The organism is Amycolatopsis tucumanensis, from assembly GCF_021654135.1.
Taxonomy (GTDB): Bacteria; Actinomycetota; Actinomycetes; order Mycobacteriales; family Pseudonocardiaceae; genus Amycolatopsis_E; species Amycolatopsis_E tucumanensis.
The window spans coordinates 168566-188841 of the sequence record NZ_JAKGSD010000005.1 but is presented as its reverse complement, the minus strand read 5'-3'; the positions used below and the strand labels follow the sequence as shown (position 1 = coordinate 188841).

Annotated in this window: 24 protein-coding genes; 10 read left to right on the top strand and 14 right to left on the bottom strand. The window is 72.4% G+C overall.

Annotated features, from left to right (window positions below; translation table 11 throughout):
• Window positions 1-15: 15 nt before the first annotated feature.
• The 5 genes from L2C96_RS08505 to rpmB are packed head-to-tail and all read right to left on the bottom strand — an operon-like array spanning window position 16 to window position 1400.
• Window positions 16-402, bottom strand: coding sequence for an ankyrin repeat domain-containing protein (locus tag L2C96_RS08505; protein ID WP_020418485.1), 387 nt, complete (start codon window positions 400-402; stop codon window positions 16-18).
• Window positions 403-449: 47 nt separating this feature from the next.
• A complete protein-coding gene (gene rpsR, locus L2C96_RS08500) occupies window positions 450-698 on the bottom strand; it encodes a 30S ribosomal protein S18 (protein WP_017988079.1) in 249 nt (82 codons plus the stop codon).
• Complete coding sequence (gene rpsN, locus L2C96_RS08495; RefSeq protein WP_237335777.1) at window positions 695-1000, bottom strand: 30S ribosomal protein S14; 306 nt, start codon at window positions 998-1000, stop codon at window positions 695-697. The genes rpsR and rpsN overlap by 4 nt, the downstream gene beginning before the upstream one ends.
• On the bottom strand, window positions 1000-1164 hold the full coding sequence (rpmG, locus tag L2C96_RS08490) for a 50S ribosomal protein L33 (RefSeq protein WP_017988077.1): 165 nt from the start codon (window positions 1162-1164) through the stop codon (window positions 1000-1002). Before rpmG ends, rpsN begins: the two co-directional genes overlap by 1 nt.
• Window positions 1164-1400: a 50S ribosomal protein L28 gene (rpmB, locus tag L2C96_RS08485; RefSeq protein ID WP_020418487.1), complete on the bottom strand. Its 237-nt coding sequence runs from the start codon at window positions 1398-1400 to the stop codon at window positions 1164-1166. Before rpmB ends, rpmG begins: the two co-directional genes overlap by 1 nt.
• 50 nt (window positions 1401-1450) lie before the next feature.
• On the opposite strand from rpmB, the gene mrf reads away from it, so the two are divergent.
• Genes mrf through L2C96_RS08465 form a run of 4 tightly spaced genes read left to right on the top strand, consistent with a single transcriptional unit; the run spans window position 1451 to window position 4132 of the window.
• Window positions 1451-2677, top strand: coding sequence for a ribosome hibernation factor-recruiting GTPase MRF (mrf, locus tag L2C96_RS08480; protein ID WP_237335776.1), 1227 nt, complete (start codon window positions 1451-1453; stop codon window positions 2675-2677).
• A complete protein-coding gene (locus tag L2C96_RS08475) occupies window positions 2674-2922 on the top strand; it encodes a type B 50S ribosomal protein L31 (RefSeq protein WP_017988074.1) in 249 nt (82 codons plus the stop codon). The genes mrf and L2C96_RS08475 overlap by 4 nt, the downstream gene beginning before the upstream one ends.
• Window positions 2922-3080, top strand: a complete 159-nt coding sequence (gene rpmF, locus L2C96_RS08470) for a 50S ribosomal protein L32 (protein ID WP_020418489.1) — start codon at window positions 2922-2924, stop codon at window positions 3078-3080. Before L2C96_RS08475 ends, rpmF begins: the two co-directional genes overlap by 1 nt.
• Window positions 3077-4132: a GTP-binding protein gene (locus L2C96_RS08465; protein ID WP_237335775.1), complete on the top strand. Its 1056-nt coding sequence runs from the start codon at window positions 3077-3079 to the stop codon at window positions 4130-4132. Before rpmF ends, L2C96_RS08465 begins: the two co-directional genes overlap by 4 nt.
• Here the strand turns inward: L2C96_RS08465 and L2C96_RS08460 are convergent.
• The 5 genes from L2C96_RS08460 to L2C96_RS08440 all read right to left on the bottom strand — a co-directional run bounded on the left by L2C96_RS08460 (window position 4129) and on the right by L2C96_RS08440 (window position 11017).
• Entirely contained in the window at window positions 4129-5550 is a 1422-nt protein-coding gene (locus L2C96_RS08460) for a pyridoxal phosphate-dependent decarboxylase family protein (protein WP_027935941.1), read from the bottom strand. The genes L2C96_RS08465 and L2C96_RS08460 overlap by 4 nt on opposite strands.
• Entirely contained in the window at window positions 5547-6848 is a 1302-nt protein-coding gene (locus L2C96_RS08455) for an MFS transporter (protein WP_020418492.1), read from the bottom strand. The genes L2C96_RS08460 and L2C96_RS08455 overlap by 4 nt, the downstream gene beginning before the upstream one ends.
• Window positions 6849-6927: 79 nt before the next feature.
• Window positions 6928-8940 (bottom strand): neutral/alkaline ceramidase, encoded by a 2013-nt coding sequence (locus L2C96_RS08450; protein ID WP_237335774.1) that lies wholly within the window; start codon window positions 8938-8940, stop codon window positions 6928-6930.
• A 131-nt stretch (window positions 8941-9071) separates the two neighbouring features.
• Window positions 9072-10097 (bottom strand): LLM class F420-dependent oxidoreductase, encoded by a 1026-nt coding sequence (locus L2C96_RS08445; RefSeq protein WP_237335773.1) that lies wholly within the window; start codon window positions 10095-10097, stop codon window positions 9072-9074.
• Window positions 10094-11017 (bottom strand): oxygenase MpaB family protein, encoded by a 924-nt coding sequence (locus tag L2C96_RS08440; protein WP_237335772.1) that lies wholly within the window; start codon window positions 11015-11017, stop codon window positions 10094-10096. Before L2C96_RS08440 ends, L2C96_RS08445 begins: the two co-directional genes overlap by 4 nt.
• A 48-nt stretch (window positions 11018-11065) precedes the next feature.
• Here L2C96_RS08440 and L2C96_RS08435 point away from each other — a divergent pair, with 48 nt between their 5' ends.
• Window positions 11066-11656 carry a TetR/AcrR family transcriptional regulator gene (locus tag L2C96_RS08435; RefSeq protein WP_020418496.1) on the top strand — a complete coding sequence of 197 codons (591 nt, stop codon included), beginning with the start codon at window positions 11066-11068 and terminating at the stop codon, window positions 11654-11656.
• Here L2C96_RS08435 and dmpG read toward each other — a convergent pair.
• Both dmpG and L2C96_RS08425 read right to left on the bottom strand, forming a co-directional pair.
• Entirely contained in the window at window positions 11653-12675 is a 1023-nt protein-coding gene (gene dmpG, locus L2C96_RS08430; RefSeq protein ID WP_020418497.1) for a 4-hydroxy-2-oxovalerate aldolase, read from the bottom strand. The genes L2C96_RS08435 and dmpG overlap by 4 nt on opposite strands.
• Window positions 12672-13583, bottom strand: coding sequence for an acetaldehyde dehydrogenase (acetylating) (locus tag L2C96_RS08425; protein ID WP_237335771.1), 912 nt, complete (start codon window positions 13581-13583; stop codon window positions 12672-12674). Before L2C96_RS08425 ends, dmpG begins: the two co-directional genes overlap by 4 nt.
• A gap of 58 nt (window positions 13584-13641) precedes the next feature.
• On the opposite strand from L2C96_RS08425, the gene L2C96_RS08420 reads away from it, so the two are divergent.
• Both L2C96_RS08420 and L2C96_RS08415 read left to right on the top strand, forming a co-directional pair.
• Window positions 13642-14388, top strand: a complete 747-nt coding sequence (locus tag L2C96_RS08420; RefSeq protein ID WP_027935942.1) for an IclR family transcriptional regulator — start codon at window positions 13642-13644, stop codon at window positions 14386-14388.
• A gap of 121 nt (window positions 14389-14509) precedes the next feature.
• A complete protein-coding gene (locus tag L2C96_RS08415) occupies window positions 14510-14974 on the top strand; it encodes a hypothetical protein (RefSeq protein WP_235716133.1) in 465 nt (154 codons plus the stop codon).
• Between the two features lie 25 nt (window positions 14975-14999).
• Here L2C96_RS08415 and folP read toward each other — a convergent pair whose 3' ends face one another.
• The gene (gene folP, locus L2C96_RS08410) at window positions 15000-15812 is read right to left on the bottom strand and encodes a dihydropteroate synthase (RefSeq protein ID WP_237335800.1); all 813 of its coding nucleotides are present in this window, start codon (window positions 15810-15812) and stop codon (window positions 15000-15002) included.
• A 145-nt stretch (window positions 15813-15957) separates the two neighbouring features.
• Here folP and L2C96_RS08405 point away from each other — a divergent pair, with 145 nt between their 5' ends.
• Window positions 15958-16584 (top strand): TetR/AcrR family transcriptional regulator, encoded by a 627-nt coding sequence (locus tag L2C96_RS08405; protein ID WP_020418502.1) that lies wholly within the window; start codon window positions 15958-15960, stop codon window positions 16582-16584.
• Window positions 16585-16722: 138 nt separating this feature from the next.
• Here the strand turns inward: L2C96_RS08405 and rpsA are convergent, their stop codons facing one another.
• Complete coding sequence (rpsA, locus tag L2C96_RS08400; protein WP_017988058.1) at window positions 16723-18219, bottom strand: 30S ribosomal protein S1; 1497 nt, start codon at window positions 18217-18219, stop codon at window positions 16723-16725.
• A gap of 273 nt (window positions 18220-18492) precedes the next feature.
• Here rpsA and L2C96_RS08395 point away from each other — a divergent pair, with 273 nt between their 5' ends.
• Entirely contained in the window at window positions 18493-19362 is an 870-nt protein-coding gene (locus L2C96_RS08395) for a class I SAM-dependent methyltransferase (protein WP_237335770.1), read from the top strand.
• Window positions 19353-20276, top strand: coding sequence for a GNAT family N-acetyltransferase (locus L2C96_RS08390; protein WP_237335769.1), 924 nt, complete (start codon window positions 19353-19355; stop codon window positions 20274-20276). The genes L2C96_RS08395 and L2C96_RS08390 overlap by 10 nt, the downstream gene beginning before the upstream one ends.

Sequence of the window (20276 nt, the reverse complement as noted above, 5' to 3'; positions counted from 1 at the left end):
TGCCGCGAAAACACCTCAGGGTTGCAGGAGTGTGAGCAACTCCGTATTGCCGAACATGCGCGCGGTGTCCACGGCTGACGGGGTGCCCGCCGCCGGGTCGGCGCCTCCCGCCAGCAGCGCCTTGACCACGTCCGGGTCGTTCTTGAACACCGCGCCCGCCAGCGGGCTCTGGCCCCGGTCGTTGAGCCGGTTCGGGTCGGCGCCCCGGTCGAGCAGCGCCTTGACCGTCCCGGCGTGGCCGTGGTAGGCGGCCAGCATCACGAGCGTGTCGCCGCGGTCGTTGGTCAGGTTGACCGCGATGCCGGCGTCGACGTAGGCCGCCAGCGTCTCCGTCTGCCCCTCCCGGGCCATCTGGAACACCCGGCTCCACAGCTCGATCATCTCGTCGGACGGCTCGCTCATGACATCGAGCCTAGTGCGGGCCGTCCGGCCGGACGGCCCGCACCGGGTCAGCGCGCCGACGAGGGGTACGGCAGCAGGGCCATCTCGCGCGCGTTCTTGATGGCCTGGGCCACCTGCTTCTGCTGCGTGGGCGACAGGCCCGTCACCCGGCGGGCGCGGATCTTGCCGCGGTCGGAGATGAACTTGCGCAGCAGGTCCACGTCCTTCCAGTCCACAACGGACACGTCCGCCTCGGCGAGCAGGTTGCGGCGACGGCGGCCGGGCCGGTCCTTGACGTACTTGGGCACGGCGCTCACCAGCTCGACTTCGACACGCCGGGCAGCTCGCCGCGGTGGGCCATCTCGCGCAGCCGCACCCGGGACAGCCCGAACTTGCGGAAGTAGCCACGCGGCCGGCCGTCCGCGGTGTCGCGGTTGCGCAGCCGCGTGGGGCTGGAGTCACGGGGCAGCTTCTGCAACGCCACCACCGCGGCCGCCCGCTCGTCCGGTGTGGACTTCGGCGAGGACACCACCGCCTTCAGCTCGGCCCGGCGCCCGGCGTAGCGGGCCACGACGGCGCGCCGCTGCTCGTTGCGGGCGATCTTCGACTTCTTCGCCATCAGCGCTCCTCCCGGAACTCGACGTGGCGGCGCACCACCGGGTCGAACTTGCGCAGCACCATCCGGTCCGGGTCGTTGCGCCGGTTCTTCCTCGTCACGTACGTGTAGCCGGTCCCCGCGGTCGAGCGGAGCTTGATGATCGGCCGGACGTCGTTGCGGGCCACTACAGCTTCACCCCCTTCGCGCGCAGTTCGGCCACCACGGCGTCGATCCCGCGCTTGTCGATCGTCTTGATGCCCTTCGCCGAGACCCGCAGCGTGACCCAGCGGCCCTCGGACGGCACCCAGTAGCGCCGCCGCTGGACGTTCGGGTCCCACCGCCGCGAGGTCCGCCGGTGCGAATGGGACACCTGCTTGCCGAAGCCCGGCTTGCGGCCGGTGACCTGGCAGACCGCCGACATCCACCCTCCCTAGTTGGTACCGATTTTCATTATCACCTACTCTACAACGCGTGGATCCCGAAACGACCGGCACCACCCGGGTGCCCCTCACCCTGATCAGCGGCCTCGTCCCGGCCGCCACCGCGGACCTGGCCGAACAGGCCCGCGCGGCCCGGCCCGGCACCGCGGTCGTGCACCACGACCTGCGCGAGATCCGCGGCGGCGTCGTGCGGCGGCGGCTGCGGCTGGGCGACCGCGACGAGACGACCGTCCTGGAACTCGCGCACGGCTGCGTGTCCTGCACCCTGCGGGAGGACCTGCTCCCGCTGCTGCGCCGCCTCGCCGGCACGCCCGGCGTGCGGCACATCGTGGTGCGGCTGGACGAGGCGATGGAGCCGGAACCGGTCTGCTGGGCGATCCGGCACGTCCTCGTCGGCGACCGGCCGGTGAGCGACTTCGTGGCGATCGACGGCGTGCACACGGTGCTGGACCGCGGCTCCTGGCTGGCCGACGCGACCGGCGACGACACCCTGGAGGAGCGCGGGCTGCAGGCCAGTCAGGACGACGAGCGCACGGTCGCGCAGGTCGCGTTGTCCCAGGCCGAGTTCGCCGACGTGCTCGTGCTGACCGGCACGGCCGACGCCTGGACCGACGCGAAGACCGCGGCCGTCCTCGACCGGGTCGCCCCGGCGGCCCTGCGCACCTCGCGCCTGGCCGACGTGCCCCCGGACGCGCGGCGCGGCGAGGTGACCGACATGCACGGCCCGCTGCTGCACGGCGAGCCGCCGCTTGGCGCGGACTGCGGCGTGGCGACGCTGCTGTTCACCGCGCAGCGCCCGTTCCACCCGGAACGCCTCCACGACGCGCTGGACGTGCTGCTCGACGGGGTGGTGCGGACCCGGGGCCGGGTGTGGGTGGCCAGCCAGCCGGACATGGCGCTGTGGCTGGAGTCCGCGGGCGGCGGCCTCGGCGTCGGGCACGCCGGGCCGTGGCTGGACGCGCCGGACGGCCCGGCGTGGACGGACGTGTCGCCGGAGCGGCGGACGCTGGCGTCCCTGCGCTGGCACCCGGTGTTCGGCGACCGGGCCTCGGAGATCTTCGTCGTCACCGATCAGGCCACGCCGGCCGAGATCGAGGAAGCCCTGTCCGGCGCGCTGCTCACCGACGCCGAGCTCGCGGCCGGGCAGCGGGAGTGGCTGACCTACGACGACCCGTTCGGCGCCTGGCACGAGGAGCCGTGCGAAGAAACCGACGAGACGCAGGACGTGAACGTCACGTCCGGAACGGAGAAGCAGTGAAACCCGGCATCCACCCCGACTACCACCCGGTGGTGTTCCAGGACACCGCGACCGGGGACGCGTTCCTGACGCGCTCGACGATCACCTCGGACAAGACGATCGAGTGGAGCGACGGCAACACCTACCCGCTCGTGCTCGTCGACGTCAGCGCGTGGTCGCATCCGTTCTGGACGGGCGCGCGCCGGATCATGGACACCGCGGGCCAGGTGGAGAAGTTCCACCGCCGTTACGGAAGGCGGAAGTGATGGCCGTTCCCAAGCGCAAGATGTCCCGCAGCAACACCCGCCACCGCCGCGCCCAGTGGAAGGCCGTGAAGCCGGACCTGGTGCCGGTGGTGATCGACGGCAAGGAGCAGCTCGTGCCGCGCAAGCTGCTCGGGCACTTCCACCGGCTGGCGCGGTGACGCTCCCGGTCACCGTCCTGTCCGGGTTCCTCGGCGCGGGCAAGACGACGCTGCTCAACCACGTGCTGGGCAACACCGAAGGCACGCGGGTGGCGGTGATCGTCAACGACATGAGCGAGGTCAACATCGACGCCGCGCTCGTCCGCACGCGAGAGCGCCTGGTCGAGATGACCAACGGGTGCATCTGCTGCACCCTGCGGGACGACCTGCTGGAGGAGGTGGGCCGGCTCTGCGACGAGGGCCGGTTCGACCACGTGCTGATCGAGTCGAGCGGGATCTCCGAGCCGATGCCGGTCGCGGCGACGTTCACGTTCCTGCCGCGGGCGCGGCTGGACACCATGGTGACGGTGGTGGACGCGGTGAACTTCGCCCGCGAGCTGGACACCGGGGACGGCCTGGCCGAGCGGTCGCTGGACCAGTACGAGGGCGACGAGCGGACCGTCAGCGACCTGCTGATCGACCAGGTCGAGTTCGCCGACGTGCTGCTGCTGAACAAGACCGACCTCGTCGGCGAGGACGACCTGGTCCGGCTGGAGGCGCTGCTGCGGCGGCTCAACCCGGCGGCGGAGGTGATCCGCGCCGGCTTCGGGAAGGTGCCGGTGCGGGAGGTGCTCGGGACCGGCCGCTACGACCTGGAGCGGGCTCAGCAGGCGCCCGGCTGGGTGGCGGAGCTGAACGGCGACCACGTGCCGGAGACCGAGGAGTACGGCATCTCCAGCGTCGTGTTCCGGGCCGCGCGGCCGTTCGCGCCGGAGCGGCTGTGGTCGTTCGTGACGCGGGACCTGGACTCCGGCCGGTTCGGGAAGGTGCTGCGCTCCAAGGGGTTCTTCGCGCTCGCGTCCCGTCCCGGGGTGGTGGGTCTGTGGTCGCAGGCCGGGTCGGTGGCGCGGTTCGAACCGCAGGGCAGCGGGCCGGCGCGGCAGGAGCTGGTGTTCATCGGGACGGGCCTGGACCACGCGGCGCTGACGGCCGCGCTGGAGAGCTGCCTCGGCGAGGAGGCCGGCCCGGACCCGTTCCCCGCGTGGGAGCTGCACGACCACGCGGCGCACTAGCCCGGCCGGTACAGCATCCCGAGGAACTCGCGCAGCAGCCGTTCCCGCAGGGCCGGGGCAGCGGCGCCGAGCAGGGCGTTGATCCCGGCCATCCGGTCCGGCAACCCCGCGCCGCCGCCCATGCCCGCGGCGGTGAGCAGGCCCTCGAACTGCTCGCCGGTCAGCGTGTCCGGGTCCAGCGCGGCGACGAACGCGGCCACGTTCTCGTCCACCGTCACCGGCCCGGCCTCCCGGGCGGCGGCGACCGAGGCGGCGAGGTCGGCGAGGAATCCGGCCTCGCCGCCCCGGTTCGCGGCCGTGACCGTGAGGTGCAGGTTCACCGGCGAGGACCCGTGCGCGAACTGCGGCTGCACGTACCAGCCGCGGACCCGCATCTCGTCGGCGACCGTGAACAGGTCGAAGCCGTCGTCGTCGGCGGTGAGCGCGATCAGGGTCGAGTCCGGTTCGGCGAGCAGCCGCAGCCCGTCGATGCTCCGGATGCCCTCGGCGATGGCCGTCACCGCGGCCAGGGTCTGCCGGGCGAGTTCGGAGTAGCCGTCGTCGCCGAGGTGCTGCACCACGGCCCACGCGGCGGCGAGCGGGCCACCGGAGCGGGTGGACTGGATGGTGCTGTTGAGCATCGTGTATCCGGGCCAGTCGGCGCTGGCGAAGTAGTGCCCGCGCCGCAGCTCAGCGTCGGCGTGCAGCAGCACCGACACGCCCTTGGGGCAGTACGCGTATTTGTGCAGGTCGACCGAGACGCTGGTCACGCCCTCGACGCCGAACCCGAACTCGGGCACCGGCCTGCCGAGACGGCGGAAGTACGGCAGGACCCAGCCGCCGATGCAGGCGTCCACGTGCATCCGCACCCCGCGCGCGGCGGCCGCGGCGGCGATCGGCGCGACCGGGTCGATCACGCCGTGCGCGTAGGACGGGGCGCTGGCGACCACGAGCACCGTCGTGTCGTCGATCGCCGCGGCCATGGCGTCCGGATCGGCGCGGAAGGTGACCGGGTCGACCGGCACGACGACCGGCCGCACCCGGAACAGGTGGGCGGCCTTGTGGAAGGCGGCGTGCGCGGTCGAGGGCAGCACCACGCTCGGCTCGGCGACGCCGGGGCGGCCCTCGCGCGCGGCGAGCACCGCGAGCAGGCACGACTCGGTGCCGCCGGAGGTCACCGCCCCGACCGTGGACGGCGTGCCGCCCACCAGGCGTGCGGTGGCGGCGACGAGGTCGTTCTCCAGGCGGCGCAGGCTCGGGAACGCGGTCGGGTCGAGGCCGTTGGCGGAGGAGGCGAGTGCGTGCGCCTGCGCGGCCAGTTCGTCCACACCGGTCAGTCCGCTGTCGTAGACGTAGGCCAGGGTGCGGCCGCCGTGGGTGGGCAGGTCGCCGTCCCGCAGCTCCCGCAGCTGGGCGAGCACCTCACGGGCGGGCCTCATCGCGGCTCCAGGATCGAGCGGCGCAGCAGCGGCAGGCCCGCCAGCACGAGGATCCCGGGCAGCAACGCGAACCCGAGCAGGATCGCGGTGACCGCGCTGCCCGGCTGCGCCGCGGAGGCGTCCACACTGGACACGTACCCGCCCGCGGTCAGCACCAGCCCGAACAGGCCCGGACCCAGCGCCAGGCCGAGCGTCTCCGACGCGGTCCACACCCCGGCGGTGATGCCGGCCCTGGTGGCGCCGGTGCGCTCCTCCTCGGCGCTGATCAAGTCGGGCAGGATCGCCAGCGGGAACACCTGGATCCCGGCGTAGCCGACCCCGGCGAGCGCGACGAACACGAACGACACGCCGACCGGCAGCACCAGCGCCGCGCACAGGCCCGCGCACGCGACGCCGAAGGCGATGCACGCGAACCGGAAGCCCGTCAGCTTGCCCCAGCGCGCGCCGATGCGCGGCCACAGCGGCATGGTGACCAGCGCGGGCAGCACGAACCCGACGAACAGGTACGTCTGCAGGTCCGCGTCGCCGAACACGTACCGGGACGCGTAGTTGACCCCGGCCAGCAGCGTGGCCAGGCCGAGCGACTGGACGAAGTAGACGCCCAGCAGCCACCGGAAGGCGCGCCACTGGCGCATCGTGGCGAGCAGCTCGCGCCAGCCGGGCGTCGGCGGGCGCAGGTTGCCCACCGGCGCGCCCCGGGTGCCGAGGAACACCGCGATGGTGCCGAGCACCATGATCGCGCCCATCACGATCCCCATGACGCGGTAGCCGCTGACGCCGCCGACCTGGTTGGTGATCTCGGGGGCGCCGCCGCCGGAGACCAGGATCGCGATCGCGAGCAGGCCGATGCGCCAGCTGGTCAGGCGGGTGCGCTCGTGGTAGTTGTCCGTCAACTCGGCGGGCAGCGCGTTGTAGGGCACCTGGAAGAAGGCGAACGCGGTGGCGCAGAGGAAGAACGCGAGCACCACGTACCCGGCGTCCAGCGGGGTGCTGCCGAACCCGGGGTGGGCGAAGATCGCGGCGAACAGCACCGCGACGCCGAGCCCGCCGAACAGCAGGAACGGGCGCCTGCTCCCCCGGCGGTTCAGGCTCGCGTCGGACAGCCGCCCGGCGACCGGGTTGAACAGCACGTCCCACGCCTTGGGCACGAGCACGATGGCCCCGGCGACCGCGCCCGGCACCGCCATCGTGTCGGTGAGGTAGGGCAACAGCAGCAGGCCGGGCACCGTGCCGAACGCGCCGGTGACGAACGACCCGGCGGAGTAGCCGAGCCTGGTCTTGGCCGGTAGGGCGACCATGGTCCTCCGATCTGCACCCGGTGATCGCCCGCATCGTGTCATCGATCACGGCCCGGGGAGCGCCCGGGGCGCGAATTCGTCATGAGACGACGAACGCGCGGGAGGCGCCGGTGAAGGGCGTGATCGTGCCGTCCAGGGATTTCGCGTCGCCGGAGTGGACCACCCGGTACTTGCCGACCGGGGTGTCCGGCGGGATGTCCCAGGTGATCGTCGCCGTGGACTCGGCCAGGAAGGTGCGCCGCCACCGGTACTTGGTGGCCCAGTCGCCGTCGTCGGCGTGGCGGACCCAGGTGCCCCCGTCCAGGCGCTGGACCTCCAGGAACGTCCCGTTCCGGTGCAGGTCGTTCTTCGGGTGGCCGGTGACGAACTCGACCAGCACCTGCTCGCCGCGCCGGTAGCTGCCGCGCGCCTCAGTGAGCACGTCGCCGAACCGCTTCAGCAGCGGCGGCGAGTCCACCACCACGCCGGGCTGGAAGTTGAGCTGGTCACCGGACAGGTCGCGAGGCTGCGGCCCGGGCGGGACGCTCGCCCCGTCCCGCATCGCGGCCGCGAGCCGGGCGAACTCCTGCTGGTATGCGGGCAGCGTGTAGCGGCCGAAGAGCGTGGACGCGCCCTCGTACTGCTGCGAGTCGTACTCCTCGGGGGTCGTGACGTACTGACTGTAGGCGTTGGCGTAGCCCTGCATGATCACGTTCTCCAGCGGCACGCCCAGCTCGGTGGCGACGGTGCGGCGGATGCGCAGCCCGGCGACGATCGTGTACTCGGCCGGCCCGGCGACGAGGTGGAGCTGCCCGAGCCGCAGGATCTGCAGCGGCAGCACCTCCGGGGCCCACGGGTGGGGCTTCATCGCGCCGAACGGCACCGCGATCACCTTCGGCGCGTGTGCGTCGGCCAGTGCCTGCGGGATCGGCGCGTCCATGCCGCCGAGCGCGTCGATGAAGGGGTTGCGGACACCCTCGGGCAGCGGGAGCCCGGGGCCGTCCTCGGTGCTGCCGGCGAGCATCGACACGCCGATCGCCGCGGTGGCCGTGGTGCGCTGCCGCCCGTCCGGCGTGTAGCGGCCGTCCACGGTCACGCGGGACATGTCCACGTAGCAGAAGCGGAAGTCGAGCGGCCCGGTGACGGCTGTAGTGGCGTTGTCGAAGGCGGCTTTCGCGGCGGTGAACTGGCGTTCGCCGATGATGCGGGTGTTCTCGAACTCGTCCTCGGTCGGGCCGGAGCCGGGCTTGAGGTTGAGGTTCGGGGACATGTCGCCGGAGTTGGTCTGCGGGAAGCAGGCGACGAACTCCGGTGCGCCGTCGAGGTAGCGGGTGCCGCGACCGTGTTCCCAGGCGTAGGCGGCGTAGCCCTTGTTGTCGCCGCTGATCAGCTTGTTCGCGTTGGTCATCGAGGTGCCGTGCGTGGCGAACCAGGCGATGGCGCCGACGTCGCGGCCGCCCTGGCGGAACCGCAGCACGGTGACGGCCGGGTCGATGGCGAGCGGGAAGTGGTCCTTGTCGGCCCGCGGGTTGAGCTCGAAGGCGGTGCGGGAGCGGTTGACGCTGGCGTCGGTGAGCTCGGTCCGGCCGAGGCTGATCGTGCCCGGCGCGAGGTTGCCGTGCGCCTGCTGGATGGCCTCGGTGATGCCGTCGACCTGGGCGTCGTAGGTCTGCCGCTGGAAGCCCAGGATGGACAGGTTGTAGGCGGCGTACCAGGACGACCCGCCGCAGCCCGCGTGCGTGTGGGTGGCGTTGAGCAGCACGTTCTGCTCGGTGTAGAGGTCGCCGTACCGCTCGGCGAGGCGGGCCAGCACCCCTTGGTGCACGGACTGGAACAACGCGCCGACGTCGGCGTTGACGAACACGATCCGGCGGCCACCGGGTTCGGCGACGATGTAGGCGCGGGCGCGGGTGCGCTGGTGGATGCCGGCGGTCTGCTGCTGCGGCATGGAGTAGCCCATCATGCCGCACTCGGCCGCGGGCCCGGTGACGTCGGAGATGCCGACGCCCACGAGATAGCCCCGCTGCGCGGCCGCCTGCGGGGTGGCGAGCACTCCCGCGGCCAGCGGCGCCGCGGCCGCTCCGGCCAGGACGGTCCTGCGGCTCACCGGCATCGGCGGCCTCCCTCCAGACGTGAAGCCCTTTCAGGTTTGACGGAGCCTAGAGGAGTCCGCCCAGCGCTGCCAACCCTTCGATCGGGCGGTTCAGCCGTCGCACATCTTCGACATCGTGCGATCGCGGGGGCTCAGCCGATCACTTCAGCGATCCGCCGCAGGGTCCCCGCGTCGCCCCGCAGCAGCAACGTCGTCACCACGGTCTCCTCCCAGGCGGCCAGCTCCGCCCGGATCTTCTCCGGCGGCCCGATCAGCGAGGTGTCCTCGACCAGCGACGTGGGGATCGCCGCGGTGGCTTCGGCCTTGCGCCCTGCGAGGTAGAGCTCCTGCACCTTCTCCGCGACGTCGGCGTAGCCGAGCCGGGCGAACACGTCCTTGTGGAAGTTGACCTGCTTGGCCCCCATGCCGCCGATGTAGAGGGCCAGCGACGGCTTGATGAACCCGGCCGCGGTCTCCACGTCGTCGTGCACGATGACCGGTACCGAGGCGGCCACCTCGAAGTCGGCCTGCGTGTGCCGGGCCCCCGGGCGCGCGAAACCCTCCGCGAGCGCCTCCCGGTAGAACGCGTCACTCTTCGGGGAGAAGAACAGCGGCAGCCAGCCGTCGCAGATCTCGGCCGCCAGCGCGACGTTCTTCGGCCCCTCCGCCGCCAGGTAGATGGGGATTTCCGGGCGCAGCGGGTGCACTGTGGACTTCAGCGGCTTGCCCAGCCCCGTCCCGTCCTTCAGCGGCAGCTGGTACTGCTCGCCGTCGAAGGTCACCGGTTCCCGCCGGGCCACCACCCGCCGCACGATCTCCACGTACTCCCGCGTCCGGGCCAGCGGCCGCGGGTAGGGCTGCCCGTACCAGCCCTCCACCACCTGCGGCCCGGACGCGCCGAGGCCGAGGATGAACCGGCCGCCGGAGAGGTGGTCCAGGGTCATCGCGGCCATGGCGGTGGCGGTCGGGGTGCGGGCCGACATCTGGACGATGTTGGTGCCGAGCTTGACCCGCGAGGTCGCCGCGCCCCACCAGGCCAGCGGGGTCAGCGCGTCCGAGCCGTACCCCTCGGCCGTCCACACCGAATCGAAGCCCAGCTCCTCCGCGGCGCGGATCGCGTCGAGCGCGCCCTCCGGCGGACCGGAGGACCAGTAACCGATGTGATAGCCGAGCTTCACGACACCTCCCGGGGAACGTAATGGGTGGGACTGTCCCGTTCGGACAGCGGCGGCAGGTTGCGGGCCGGCGTCTCCACCAGCGGCGCGTCCGCCGGGACCTCGCCGCGCACCCGCCGCCACGCCGCCCTGGCGCGCGGGTGGTAGCGGCGGTCGTGCGGCACGAACCGGAACGCGAGCCCGATCGCGCGGCCGGCCAGCCGGTGCAGCACCTCGTTCCGGCGCGACCAGGAGTAACCCAGCCGCTCGCGCACCGCCGGGTGGTACAAACCGACGGTCCACCACACGAACGACTTCGCGATCACCACGCGCAACAACCGCCAGACCGGGTCCGGCATCCACGACACGAACGGCGGCTTCGCGATGCCGGCGATGTCCAGCACGTCCCTGGTGGCCTTGTTGTCCTCCAGGACCTCGGTGCACATGTGGTCCCAGTAGGCCTGGAACTCCTCCCACGAGCCCGGCACCGGCCGCATGCTCAGCCCGTAGAGCCGGTACCACTGGACGTGCTCGTCGAACAGCCGCCGCTTGTCCGCCTCGCTCAGCCCGCCCATCATCCGCTCCGCGGCGACGACGGTGAGCATGAAGAACGTCGAGTGCGCCCAGTAGAACGTGCCCGGGTTCAGCGCGTGGTAGCGGCGGCCGCGGGAGTCCACGCCGTGGATCGTCTCGTGGTACCCACGCACCGCGCGAGCGGTCTCGGCCGCGCGCGGGCCGTCGTAGACCACGCCGCCGATCGGGTAGAGCGAGCGGAACAACCGCTCCCACCGCTCGGCGAAGAACCGCGAGTGCTCCTCCACCCCCGCGCCGAGTTCCGGGTGCATGTTCTGCATGGATCCTGCCCACAGTGCCATGAGCAGGGTCCGCCAGTCGCCGAAGTACTTCCACGTCAGGGAATCGGGGCCCAGGGGCTGCGGTGCCATGATCCGAACGCTACAATTGACAACACCCGTAGTCAATTGTGAGGGCGGATGGCGGAGAAGACCTGGGCGGGCACCACCCTGAGCGACCGCCGGGCGGCCCGGCGCGCCCAGCTGCTCGACGCCGGGCTCGACCTGCTCGGCACCGAGGGCAGCGCGGCGGTGACGGTGCGGGCGGTGTGCCGGCACGCGAAGCTCACCGAGCGGTACTTCTACGAGAGCTTCACCGACCGCGAGGAACTGGTGGTCGCGGTCTACGAGCAGGTCGCCGCCGAGGCCCACCGCGCCATCGCCGGCGCGGTGCCGGACAGCCGCCGCGCCCCGGCCCAGCGGGCCGAGGCCGCGGTCACCGCGTTCGTCGAGCTGATGCTGGACGATCCACGCAAGGGCCGGGTCCTGCTGCTGGCGCCGATCACCGACCCGGCCCTGTCCGCACGCGGAATGGCGCTGCTGCCGGCCTTCGCCGGGCTGATCCGCGAGCAGCTGCCCGCGCGCATGGACGCGCTGGAGAAGCAGCTGACCGCGATCGGCCTCGTCGGCGCGCTGACCCACCTGTTCACCGCCTACCTGTCCGGCACCCCCGAGATGCCCCGGGAACGCCTGGTCGAGCACTGCGTGCGCCTGCTCGTGCGGTCGTCCTAAGCGGACTCGCGCTCCGCCACCAGTTGCAACGCGATGTCGATGATCATGTCCTCCTGACCGCCGACGTAGCGCTTCTCCCCCACGCGGTAGAGGATTTCGTGCGCGGGCACCTGGTAGCGCTCCGCGGCGCGCTCGGCGTGCAGCAGGAAGCTGGAGTACACCCCGGCGAAGCCCTGCACGATCGACGACCGGTCCATCACCGGCAGCCGCGTGATGAACGGCTTCACCACGTTCTCCGCGGCGTCCATCAGCACGTCCTTGTCCACACCGGTCTCGACGCCGAGCCGCTCGAACACCGCGGCCAGCACCTCGGTCGGCGAGTTGCCCGCGCCCGCGCCGAGCGCCACGAGCGAACCGTCGATCTGCTTCGCGCCGGCCCGGTGGGCGAGCACCGAGTTCGCGACGCCGAAGCTGAGGTTCTGGTGGCCGTGGTAGCCCACCTGCGCCGCGTCGCCGAACTCCGCGACCAGCGCGGCCACCCGGTCGGCGGCCTCCTCCAGGATCAGCGCCCCGGCGGAGTCCACGACGTACACGCACTGGCAGCCGGCGTCGACCATGATGCGGCCCTGCTTCGCCAGCGCTTCCGGCGTGGCCATGTGCGACAGCATCAGGAACCCGACGGTCTCCAGCCCGAGCCTGCGCGCCTCGGTGAAGTGCTGGATGGAGACGTCCGCTTCGGTGCAGTGCGTGGCGATCCGCACCGCGCCCGCGCCGAGGTCGGCGGCGGCCTCCAGGTCGGCGACCGTGCCGAGGCCGGGCAGCAGCAGCACCGCGATCTTGGCCTGCTTGGCCTCCTCGACGGCCGCGGCGATCAGCTTCCGCTCGTCCACCAGCGAGAAGCCGTAGTTGAAGGTCGACCCGCCGAGCCCGTCGCCGTGGGTCACCTCGATCAGCGAGATCCCCGCCGCGTCGAGCGCCCGCACGGTGTCCCGCACGTTCTCCTCGGTGAACTGGTGGGCCATGGCGTGGCTGCCGTCGCGCAGGCTCGTGTCGACGAGCCGCACCTCCCGCTCGGTCATGCCGGCACCTCCTGAGTCCGGTTCGCGGCCAGCAGCTCGCCGACACGGGCGGCCGCGGCGGTCATGATGTCCAGGTTCCCGGCGTAGGGCGGCAGGTAGTCGCCGTTGCCGGCGACCTCCAGGAACACCGCCACCCTGGCGCGGCCCTGCCAGCCCGGGCGCGGGTCGTCGAACTGCGGCGCCGCCTTGAGCGTGTAGCCGGGCACGTACTCCTGCACGTCGGCGACCATCCGCTCGATGGAGGCGGTGATCGCGTCGCGGTCGGCGTCCGGCGAGATCGCGCAGAACACCGTGTCGCGCATGATGAGCGGCGGTTCGACCGGGTTGATGATGATGATCGCCTTGCCCTGCGCGGCGCCGCCGACGATCTCCAGGCCGCGCGCGGTGGTCTGGGTGAACTCGTCGATGTTGGCGCGCGTGCCCGGACCCGCCGACCGCGACGACACCGACGCGACGATCTCGGCGTAGGGCACCTCGGTCACGCGGGCGACGGCGTGCACGATCGGGATCGTGGCCTGGCCGCCGCAGGTGATCATGTTGAAGTTCGCGGCGCCCAGCTGGTCCGGCAGGTCCACCGCGGGGCAGGTGAACGGCCCGACGGCGGCCGGGGTCAGGTCGACGGCCTGGATGCCGGCCTCGGCGTAGCGCGGCGCGTTGGCCAGGTGGGCCTTGGCGGAGGTGGCCTCGAAGACGATGTCCGGCAGCTCGTCGCGGGACAGCAGCCAGTCCACTCCTTCGGCCGAAGTCTCCACGCCCAGCGCGGCCGCGCGCTTGAGGCCGTCCGAAGCCGGGTCCACCCCGACCATGTACGCGACCTCGATGTGCTCGCTGCGCCGCAGCTTGACGAGCAGATCGGTGCCGATGTTGCCGGGTCCGACGATCGCGGCCCGTGCCTTCCGGGTGCTCATGCGCCCTCCTTCCGGGGTCGGCTCCACGGTGCGCCCCGGAGTGCGGCACACTCAACGCATGTGTGCCGCTGAGCGGGACGACGGGATGACCGCCGCCCGGATCGCCGCGCTGCTCGGCGCGTTCCGGCCGGGCGATCAGGCGCTGGGCGCGTCCGAACTCGCGCGCCGCACCGGCCTGCCGAAGTCGTCGGTGCACCGGCTGACCGGGCACCTGGTCACGCACGGACTGCTGGAACGGGACGGCACCGCGGTGCGGCTCGGGCTGCGGCTGTTCGAGATCGGGCAGCTCGCCGGCCGCGAACGCGGGCTCGTCGACGCCGCCCGCCCCTACCTGGCCGATCTGCGCGAAGCCACCCGCAACACGGTGCACCTCGCGGTACTGGAAGGCACCGAGGTGGTGTACCTCGACATCGTGCGCGGCCCGGACGCGCCCGCCCTGCCCTCGCGCATCGGCGGCCGGTTTCCCGCGCACGCCACCGCGGTGGGCAAGGCGATCCTGGCGCACTCCCCCGCGTCCGTGCTGGACACCGTGCTGGCGGCCGGCCTGACCAGGGTCGGCCCGCGCACGATCACCGCGCCCGGGCTGCTGCGGCGGCAGCTGACCCGGATCCGCGACGAGGGGGTCGCCTACGAGCGGGAGGAATCCGGGGTGGGCGTAACCTGTGCAGCCAGTCCAGTGCTCGGCGCGACCGGCCGGGCACGGGCCGCGATTTCGATCTCGGGCTGGAGCAACCGGGTCCGGGTCGAGCGCGTCTCTCCAGCGGTGCGCACGGCGGCTCTCGCTTTGTCGCGAGCCTTGCCGTAGGGTCTCGCGCACCAGCGGGGATGATCGACACGTACGGTCTCGTGGCGCTCGCCGGGCCACGGGGATGTTAGGGAGGATTGGCGTGACCACCGCGACCACCCAGGTAGACGACCTTCGGCTCGTGGCTGCACCGACCGCCGTCAGCTGCGCCGAGATGTTCGTCCGTTTCGCCCTCCTGGAGTGGAAACTGCGGCCACTGGCCGACGACGCGGCGACCGTCATCCGGCACCTGGTGCGGTCCTCGGTGGAAGGGGCGGACCGGCGATCGCCCCGCTTCCTGACCGTCCGGTTGCGCCTGCACCGCGACGTCGTGGTCGTCGAACTCGACGACGACCGCCCCGGCGAACCCCCCGAGCTGCCCGGCTGGACCATCAACACCGTCGCCCTGCCCGGCGGGCACCGCACGGCCTGGTGCGAGCTGCCGTTGCCGGCCGGCCTGACCGGGGCCCTCCCGACGCGCTCCCCGCACCGCATGCCCAGCCCGGCGACCGAGTACCCGGCCGAGGAGCCGTTGCCGGAGCCGGAGTTCCTGGACTCGCAGATCCTGCAGCGCGTGCTGCACGGGCTCAACGGCTCCGCGCGATAGCGCTTTCCGCCGTCCGGCGCCCGGCTCAGGCCAGGCCGCGCACCGCCTGAGCCGGTGGGCGCTCCCCCGCGATCGTCGCCACCATCTCCAGCACGCGGCGCGTCTGCTGGACCTCGTGCACCCGGAACACCTGTGCGCCGTCCCTGGCCGCGAGCGCGGTGGCGGCCAGGGTGCCGTCCAGCCGTTCGGTGACGCCGGCGCCGAGGGTCTCCCCCACGAAGTCCTTGTTGGACAGTGCCATGAGGACGGGCCAGCCGGTCGCGGTCAGCTCGCTCGCGTGCCGCAGCAGGGCGAGGCTGTGCCAGGTGTTCTTGCCGAAGTCGTGCGTCGGGTCGATCAGGACGCCGCCGCGGGGCACGCCGAGCGCGACGACCTCCTCGGCCCGGCGGGTGATCTCCTCGATCACCTGGCCGACGACGTCCTCGTAGCGGACGCGGAACGGGCGCGTGCGCGGCACCGCTCCCCCGGTGTGCGAGCACACGTACCCGGCGCCGAACTCGGCCGCGACCTCCGCCAGCCGCGGGTCGGCGCCCGCCCAGGTGTCGTTGAGCAGGTCCGCTCCGGCCTCGCAGGCCAGGCGTCCGACCTCGTGCCGCCAGGTGTCCACGCTGATCACCAGGTCCGGGTGCCGCCGCCGGATCTCCGCGACGAACGGCACCACCCGGCGGGTCTCCTCGTCGACCCCGACGTCGCTGCCGGGGCCCGCCTTGACCCCGCCGATGTCCACGATGTCCGCGCCCTCCGCGACGGCCCGGTCGACGGCCGCCAGCGCGTCCGGGTCCGCGAAGGACGCGCCCCGGTCGTAGAACGAGTCGGGCGTGCGGTTCACGATCGCCATCACGAGCGCGCGGTCGGCGACGACGCGCCGCCCGCGGAAGACCAAGTCGACTGCCACGACTTCATCATGCCTGCCGTGGCGGGGGCGCGATAACGCGCGTTATGCCCTAAGTTGCTTCCAGGAGAGCGAAGGGGGTGCGCGGCGGATGGCCACCCGACACGGCCACGGCGACAGCCACAGCAGGGAACGCTTCCTGCAGGCCGCGCTGACGGTTCTCCTCAAGCAGGGCGTGGCAGGGCTGACGGTGCGCAGCGTCGCCGAGGCGGCCGGCACGTCGACGATCGGGGTCTACACGCGCTTCGGCGGCCGCAACGGGGTTCTGGACGCCTTGTACGAGCGCACTTTCGAGATGCTGCACGAGGAGTTCCGGGCGGTGCCGCCGGTTTCCGGCGATCCGGCAGCGGGGATCCTCGCGCTGGCCCGCGCCTACCGCCGGTTCGCGCTGGACAGCCCGGCGCGGTACGCGTTCATGTTCGAGCAGTCGGTGCCCGGGTTCGACCCGGACCCGGACCTGCGGGCGTTCGCGCAGCGGAGCAGCTTCGACCTGCTGGTGGACCGCGTGGCGCCGGTGACGCCGCCGGGCCGCGACCCGAACGTCACCGGATACCTGATCTGGACCACGATGCACGGGCTGGTGAGCGTCGAGCTGACGCACCGCGCGCGCAACCCGCCGCCGAAGTGGTTCATCGAGACCACCGACGACGCCTACGACGAGGTGTTCGGATCCGGCATCCGCGCGATGATCAACGGGCTGGACCTCGAACTCGCCTGAGGCGGCAGCCGAGCCGCCGACGGAACCCGTTGTCCAGCGCCACACCGGCAACGAGCGCCGGGTCGGCCCCGGGAACGACCGTGGCCCCCGGTCCAAGCAGGACCGGGGGCCACGGATCAGTCACTCAGCCGCGAGGGCTCACGCACCGCCGGAGAGCTTCTCGCGCAGAGCCGCGAGCTGCTCGTCGCTGGCGAGGGTGCCGCCGCTGCGCTGCTCCGAGCCGCCGCCGGTCGAGCTGTAGTTCTGCTCGCCGCCGCCGACCGGACCACCGGTGGCCTCCTCGGCCGCCGCCTGGGCGCTGGCCTCGGCCGCCTTGGCGATCTGCCGCATGTGGGCCTCGTAGCGGGCGTGCGCCTCGGCGTACTGGCGCTCCCACTCCTCACGCTGCTTGTCGTAGCCTTCCTGCCACTCCTGCGTGTCGGGGTCGAAGCCCTCGGGGTAGATGTAGTTGCCCTGGTCGTCGTACTCGGCGGCCATGCCGTACTGCGTCGGGTCGAACTCGGTGTCGGTGGTGAAGCCCTCGTTCGCCTGCTTCAGCGACAGCGAGATCCGGCGGCGCTCCAGGTCGATGTCGATGACCTTGACCATGACCTCGGTGCCGACCTGCACGACCTGCTCCGGGATCTCCACGTGGCGCTCGGCCAGCTCGGAGATGTGCACCAGGCCCTCGATGCCCTCCTCGACGCGGACGAACGCGCCGAACGGGACGAGCTTGGTGACCTTGCCCGGCACGATCTGGCCGATCGCGTGGGTGCGGGCGAACTGGCGCCACGGGTCTTCCTGGGTCGCCTTCAGCGACAGGGACACGCGCTCGCGGTCCATGTCGACGTCCAGCACCTCGACGGTGACCTCCTGGCCGACCTCGACGACCTCGGACGGGTGGTCGATGTGCTTCCAGGACAGCTCCGAGACGTGCACCAGACCGTCGACGCCGCCGAGGTCGACGAACGCGCCGAAGTTGACGATCGAGGACACGACGCCCTTGCGGACCTGGCCCTTGGCGAGCGCGTTGAGGAACTCGCTGCGGACCTCGGACTGGGTCTGCTCGAGGTAGGCCCGGCGGGACAGGACCACGTTGTTGCGGTTCTTGTCCAGCTCGATGATCTTCGCCTCGAGCTCGCGGCCGACGTAGGGCTGCAGGTCGCGCACGCGGCGCATCTCCACCAGGGAGGCGGGCAGGAAGCCCCGCAGGCCGATGTCGAGGATCAGGCCGCCCTTGACGACCTCGATGACGGTGCCCTTGACGGGCTCGTCCTTCTCCTTGAGCTCCTCGATCGTGCCCCAGGCGCGCTCGTACTGGGCGCGCTTCTTGGACAGGATCAGCCGGCCTTCCTTGTCCTCCTTCTGGAGAACGAGGGCCTCGACCTCGTCACCGACGCTGACGACCTCGCCGGGATCGACATCGTGCTTGATGGACAGCTCACGCGAGGGGATGACGCCCTCGGTCTTGTAACCGATGTCGAGCAGCACCTCGTCGCGGTCGACCTTGACGATGGTGCCCTCAACGATATCGCCGTCGTTGAAGTACTTGATCGTCTTGTCGATCGCGGCGAGGAAGTCTTCCTCCGACCCGATGTCGTTGACGGCGACCTGGGCGGCGCCGGACGTCGGGGCGGTGGTGGTGTCGGTGGTCATTAGGTGGGTTGCTCCGGTTGGTTTACGGCTCGAGTAGGTTTGCAGTTTGCGCGCGCGGTGAGCGTGCGACGGCAACCATGAGCAAACGTTCACAACGGAACGGCCGCGGAGCATCACCGCCGACGGTGCGCGACCCGGAACCCGGCTCAGCTCTGCCGAGTGGAAGGTAGCGCGAACCCACTGCGCTAGAGATATCGTACGCGGCCGCCCACGCGCGGCACAAACAGGGTCGCCCGCACGGACGCGGCGGGGCTGACCGGTGAGAATACCGGTGTGACGACGGCGGCAGACGACAACGGCGGCGACCTCGACCCGGACCGGCACGCCCGCGCCGAACACCGGCTCGGCACGATCGGCGTGGCGCACCGGGAGGTGACCGCGGACGAGGCGACGGCGGCCAACCTGGCCTGGTGGGACGCCGACGCCGACGACTACCAGGCCACCCACGGCGGCTTCCTCGGCGACGCGGACTTCGTGTGGTGCCCGGAGGGCGTGCGCGAGGCCGACGCCCGGCTGCTCGGCGACGTGCGCGGCCGCCGCGTGGCCGAGATCGGGTGCGGCCAGGCGGCGTGCTCGCGCTGGCTGGCCACGGCGGGCGCGCACCCGGTCGGGCTCGACCTGTCGGCCGGGATGCTCCGGCACGCCCGCGCGGGCGCGGCGCGCACCGGGATCGAGGTCCCGCTGGTCCAGGCGACGGCCGAGCGGCTGCCGCTGGCGGACGGCAGCGTCGACGTGGCCTGCTCGGCGTTCGGCGCGCTGCCGTTCGTGGCCTCGATCGAGACCGTGTTCGCCGAGGTGCGCCGGGTGCTGCGGCCGGGCGGGCCGTGGGTGTTCGCGGTGACCCACCCGATCCGCTGGATCTTCCCGGACGACCCGGGGCCGGCCGGGCTGACCGCGAGCCAGCCGTACTTCGACCGCACCCCCTACGTGGAGGTCGACGGGGACGGGAAGGCGACCTACGTGGAGTACCACCGCACGGTGGGCGACTACGTGCGGGCGCTGGCGGCCACCGGGTTCGCGCTGGAGGACCTGATCGAGCCGGAGTGGCCGGCCGGGCACACCCGGGTGTGGGGCCAGTGGAGCCCGCTGCGGGGCAAGCTCTTCCCGGGCACGGCGATCTTCCGGGCGCGCGCGTGCCCGTGAGCGCGGCGCTGCTGTCCGCGCAGCGGGCCCGGTTCAGCGCGCTGGACCCGCTGCTGCCGCCCGCCGCGCCACCGCCGGAGGGCGAGGTGCTGACCGCGGCCACCGCGGACGGCACCCGCGTCACCGGGGTGGTCCAGGTCCAGCGGCACCAGCCGGGCGCGTTCGACCTGCTGTGGTCGGCCGCGCAGGTGTGGCAGCTGTTCCCGTGCGTCGGGGACACCGGGACCGCGGGCATGGACGCGCTGCTGCGCGCCTGGCGGCGCCGGATGGACCGGGAGTCGCCCGGCGCGGACTCGTCGTGCACGGTGACCTGGCCGAGCCGGGACGCCGAGGCGGTGCGCGCGTTCCTCGACCACGGCCTGGTGCCGCTGTCCGTGCTCGCCGTCCGCACCGGCCCGCCGGAGGACCACCCACCCCCGCCGGGCGTGACGATCCGCCGCGCGCGGCCGGAGGACCTTGAGGAGGTCGTGGCGCTGTCGATGGCCACGTTCCGCTACTCCAGCCTGGTCGCCGGGCCGTGGCGGCCGGGCACTGCGCAGCTGATCACGCCGCGGCTGGAGCGCAACCTCGCCGCGGACGCGCCGGTCTGGCTCGCCGAACGGGACGGCGTCGCCGTCGCACTGGCCGACTGCGGGTGGGTCGAGTCGGCGCCCGGGTCGTGGGCCGCCGAGTTGCTGCCCGCCGGGCAGTGGGGTTACGTCAACAACGTGGCGACCAGCGAGCACGCGCGCGGCGAAGGCATCGGCCGGGCGCTGCTGAGCCGGGTGCACCGCGAGTTCGCCGACCTCGGCGCCCGCGCGACCTACCTCTACTACAACCCGGCCAACCCGCTGTCCTCGGTGTTCTGGCCGCGTCAGGGGTACCGGCCGTTGTGGTCGTACTGGGAGGTCCGGCCCGCGTCCGCGCTGCGCTGA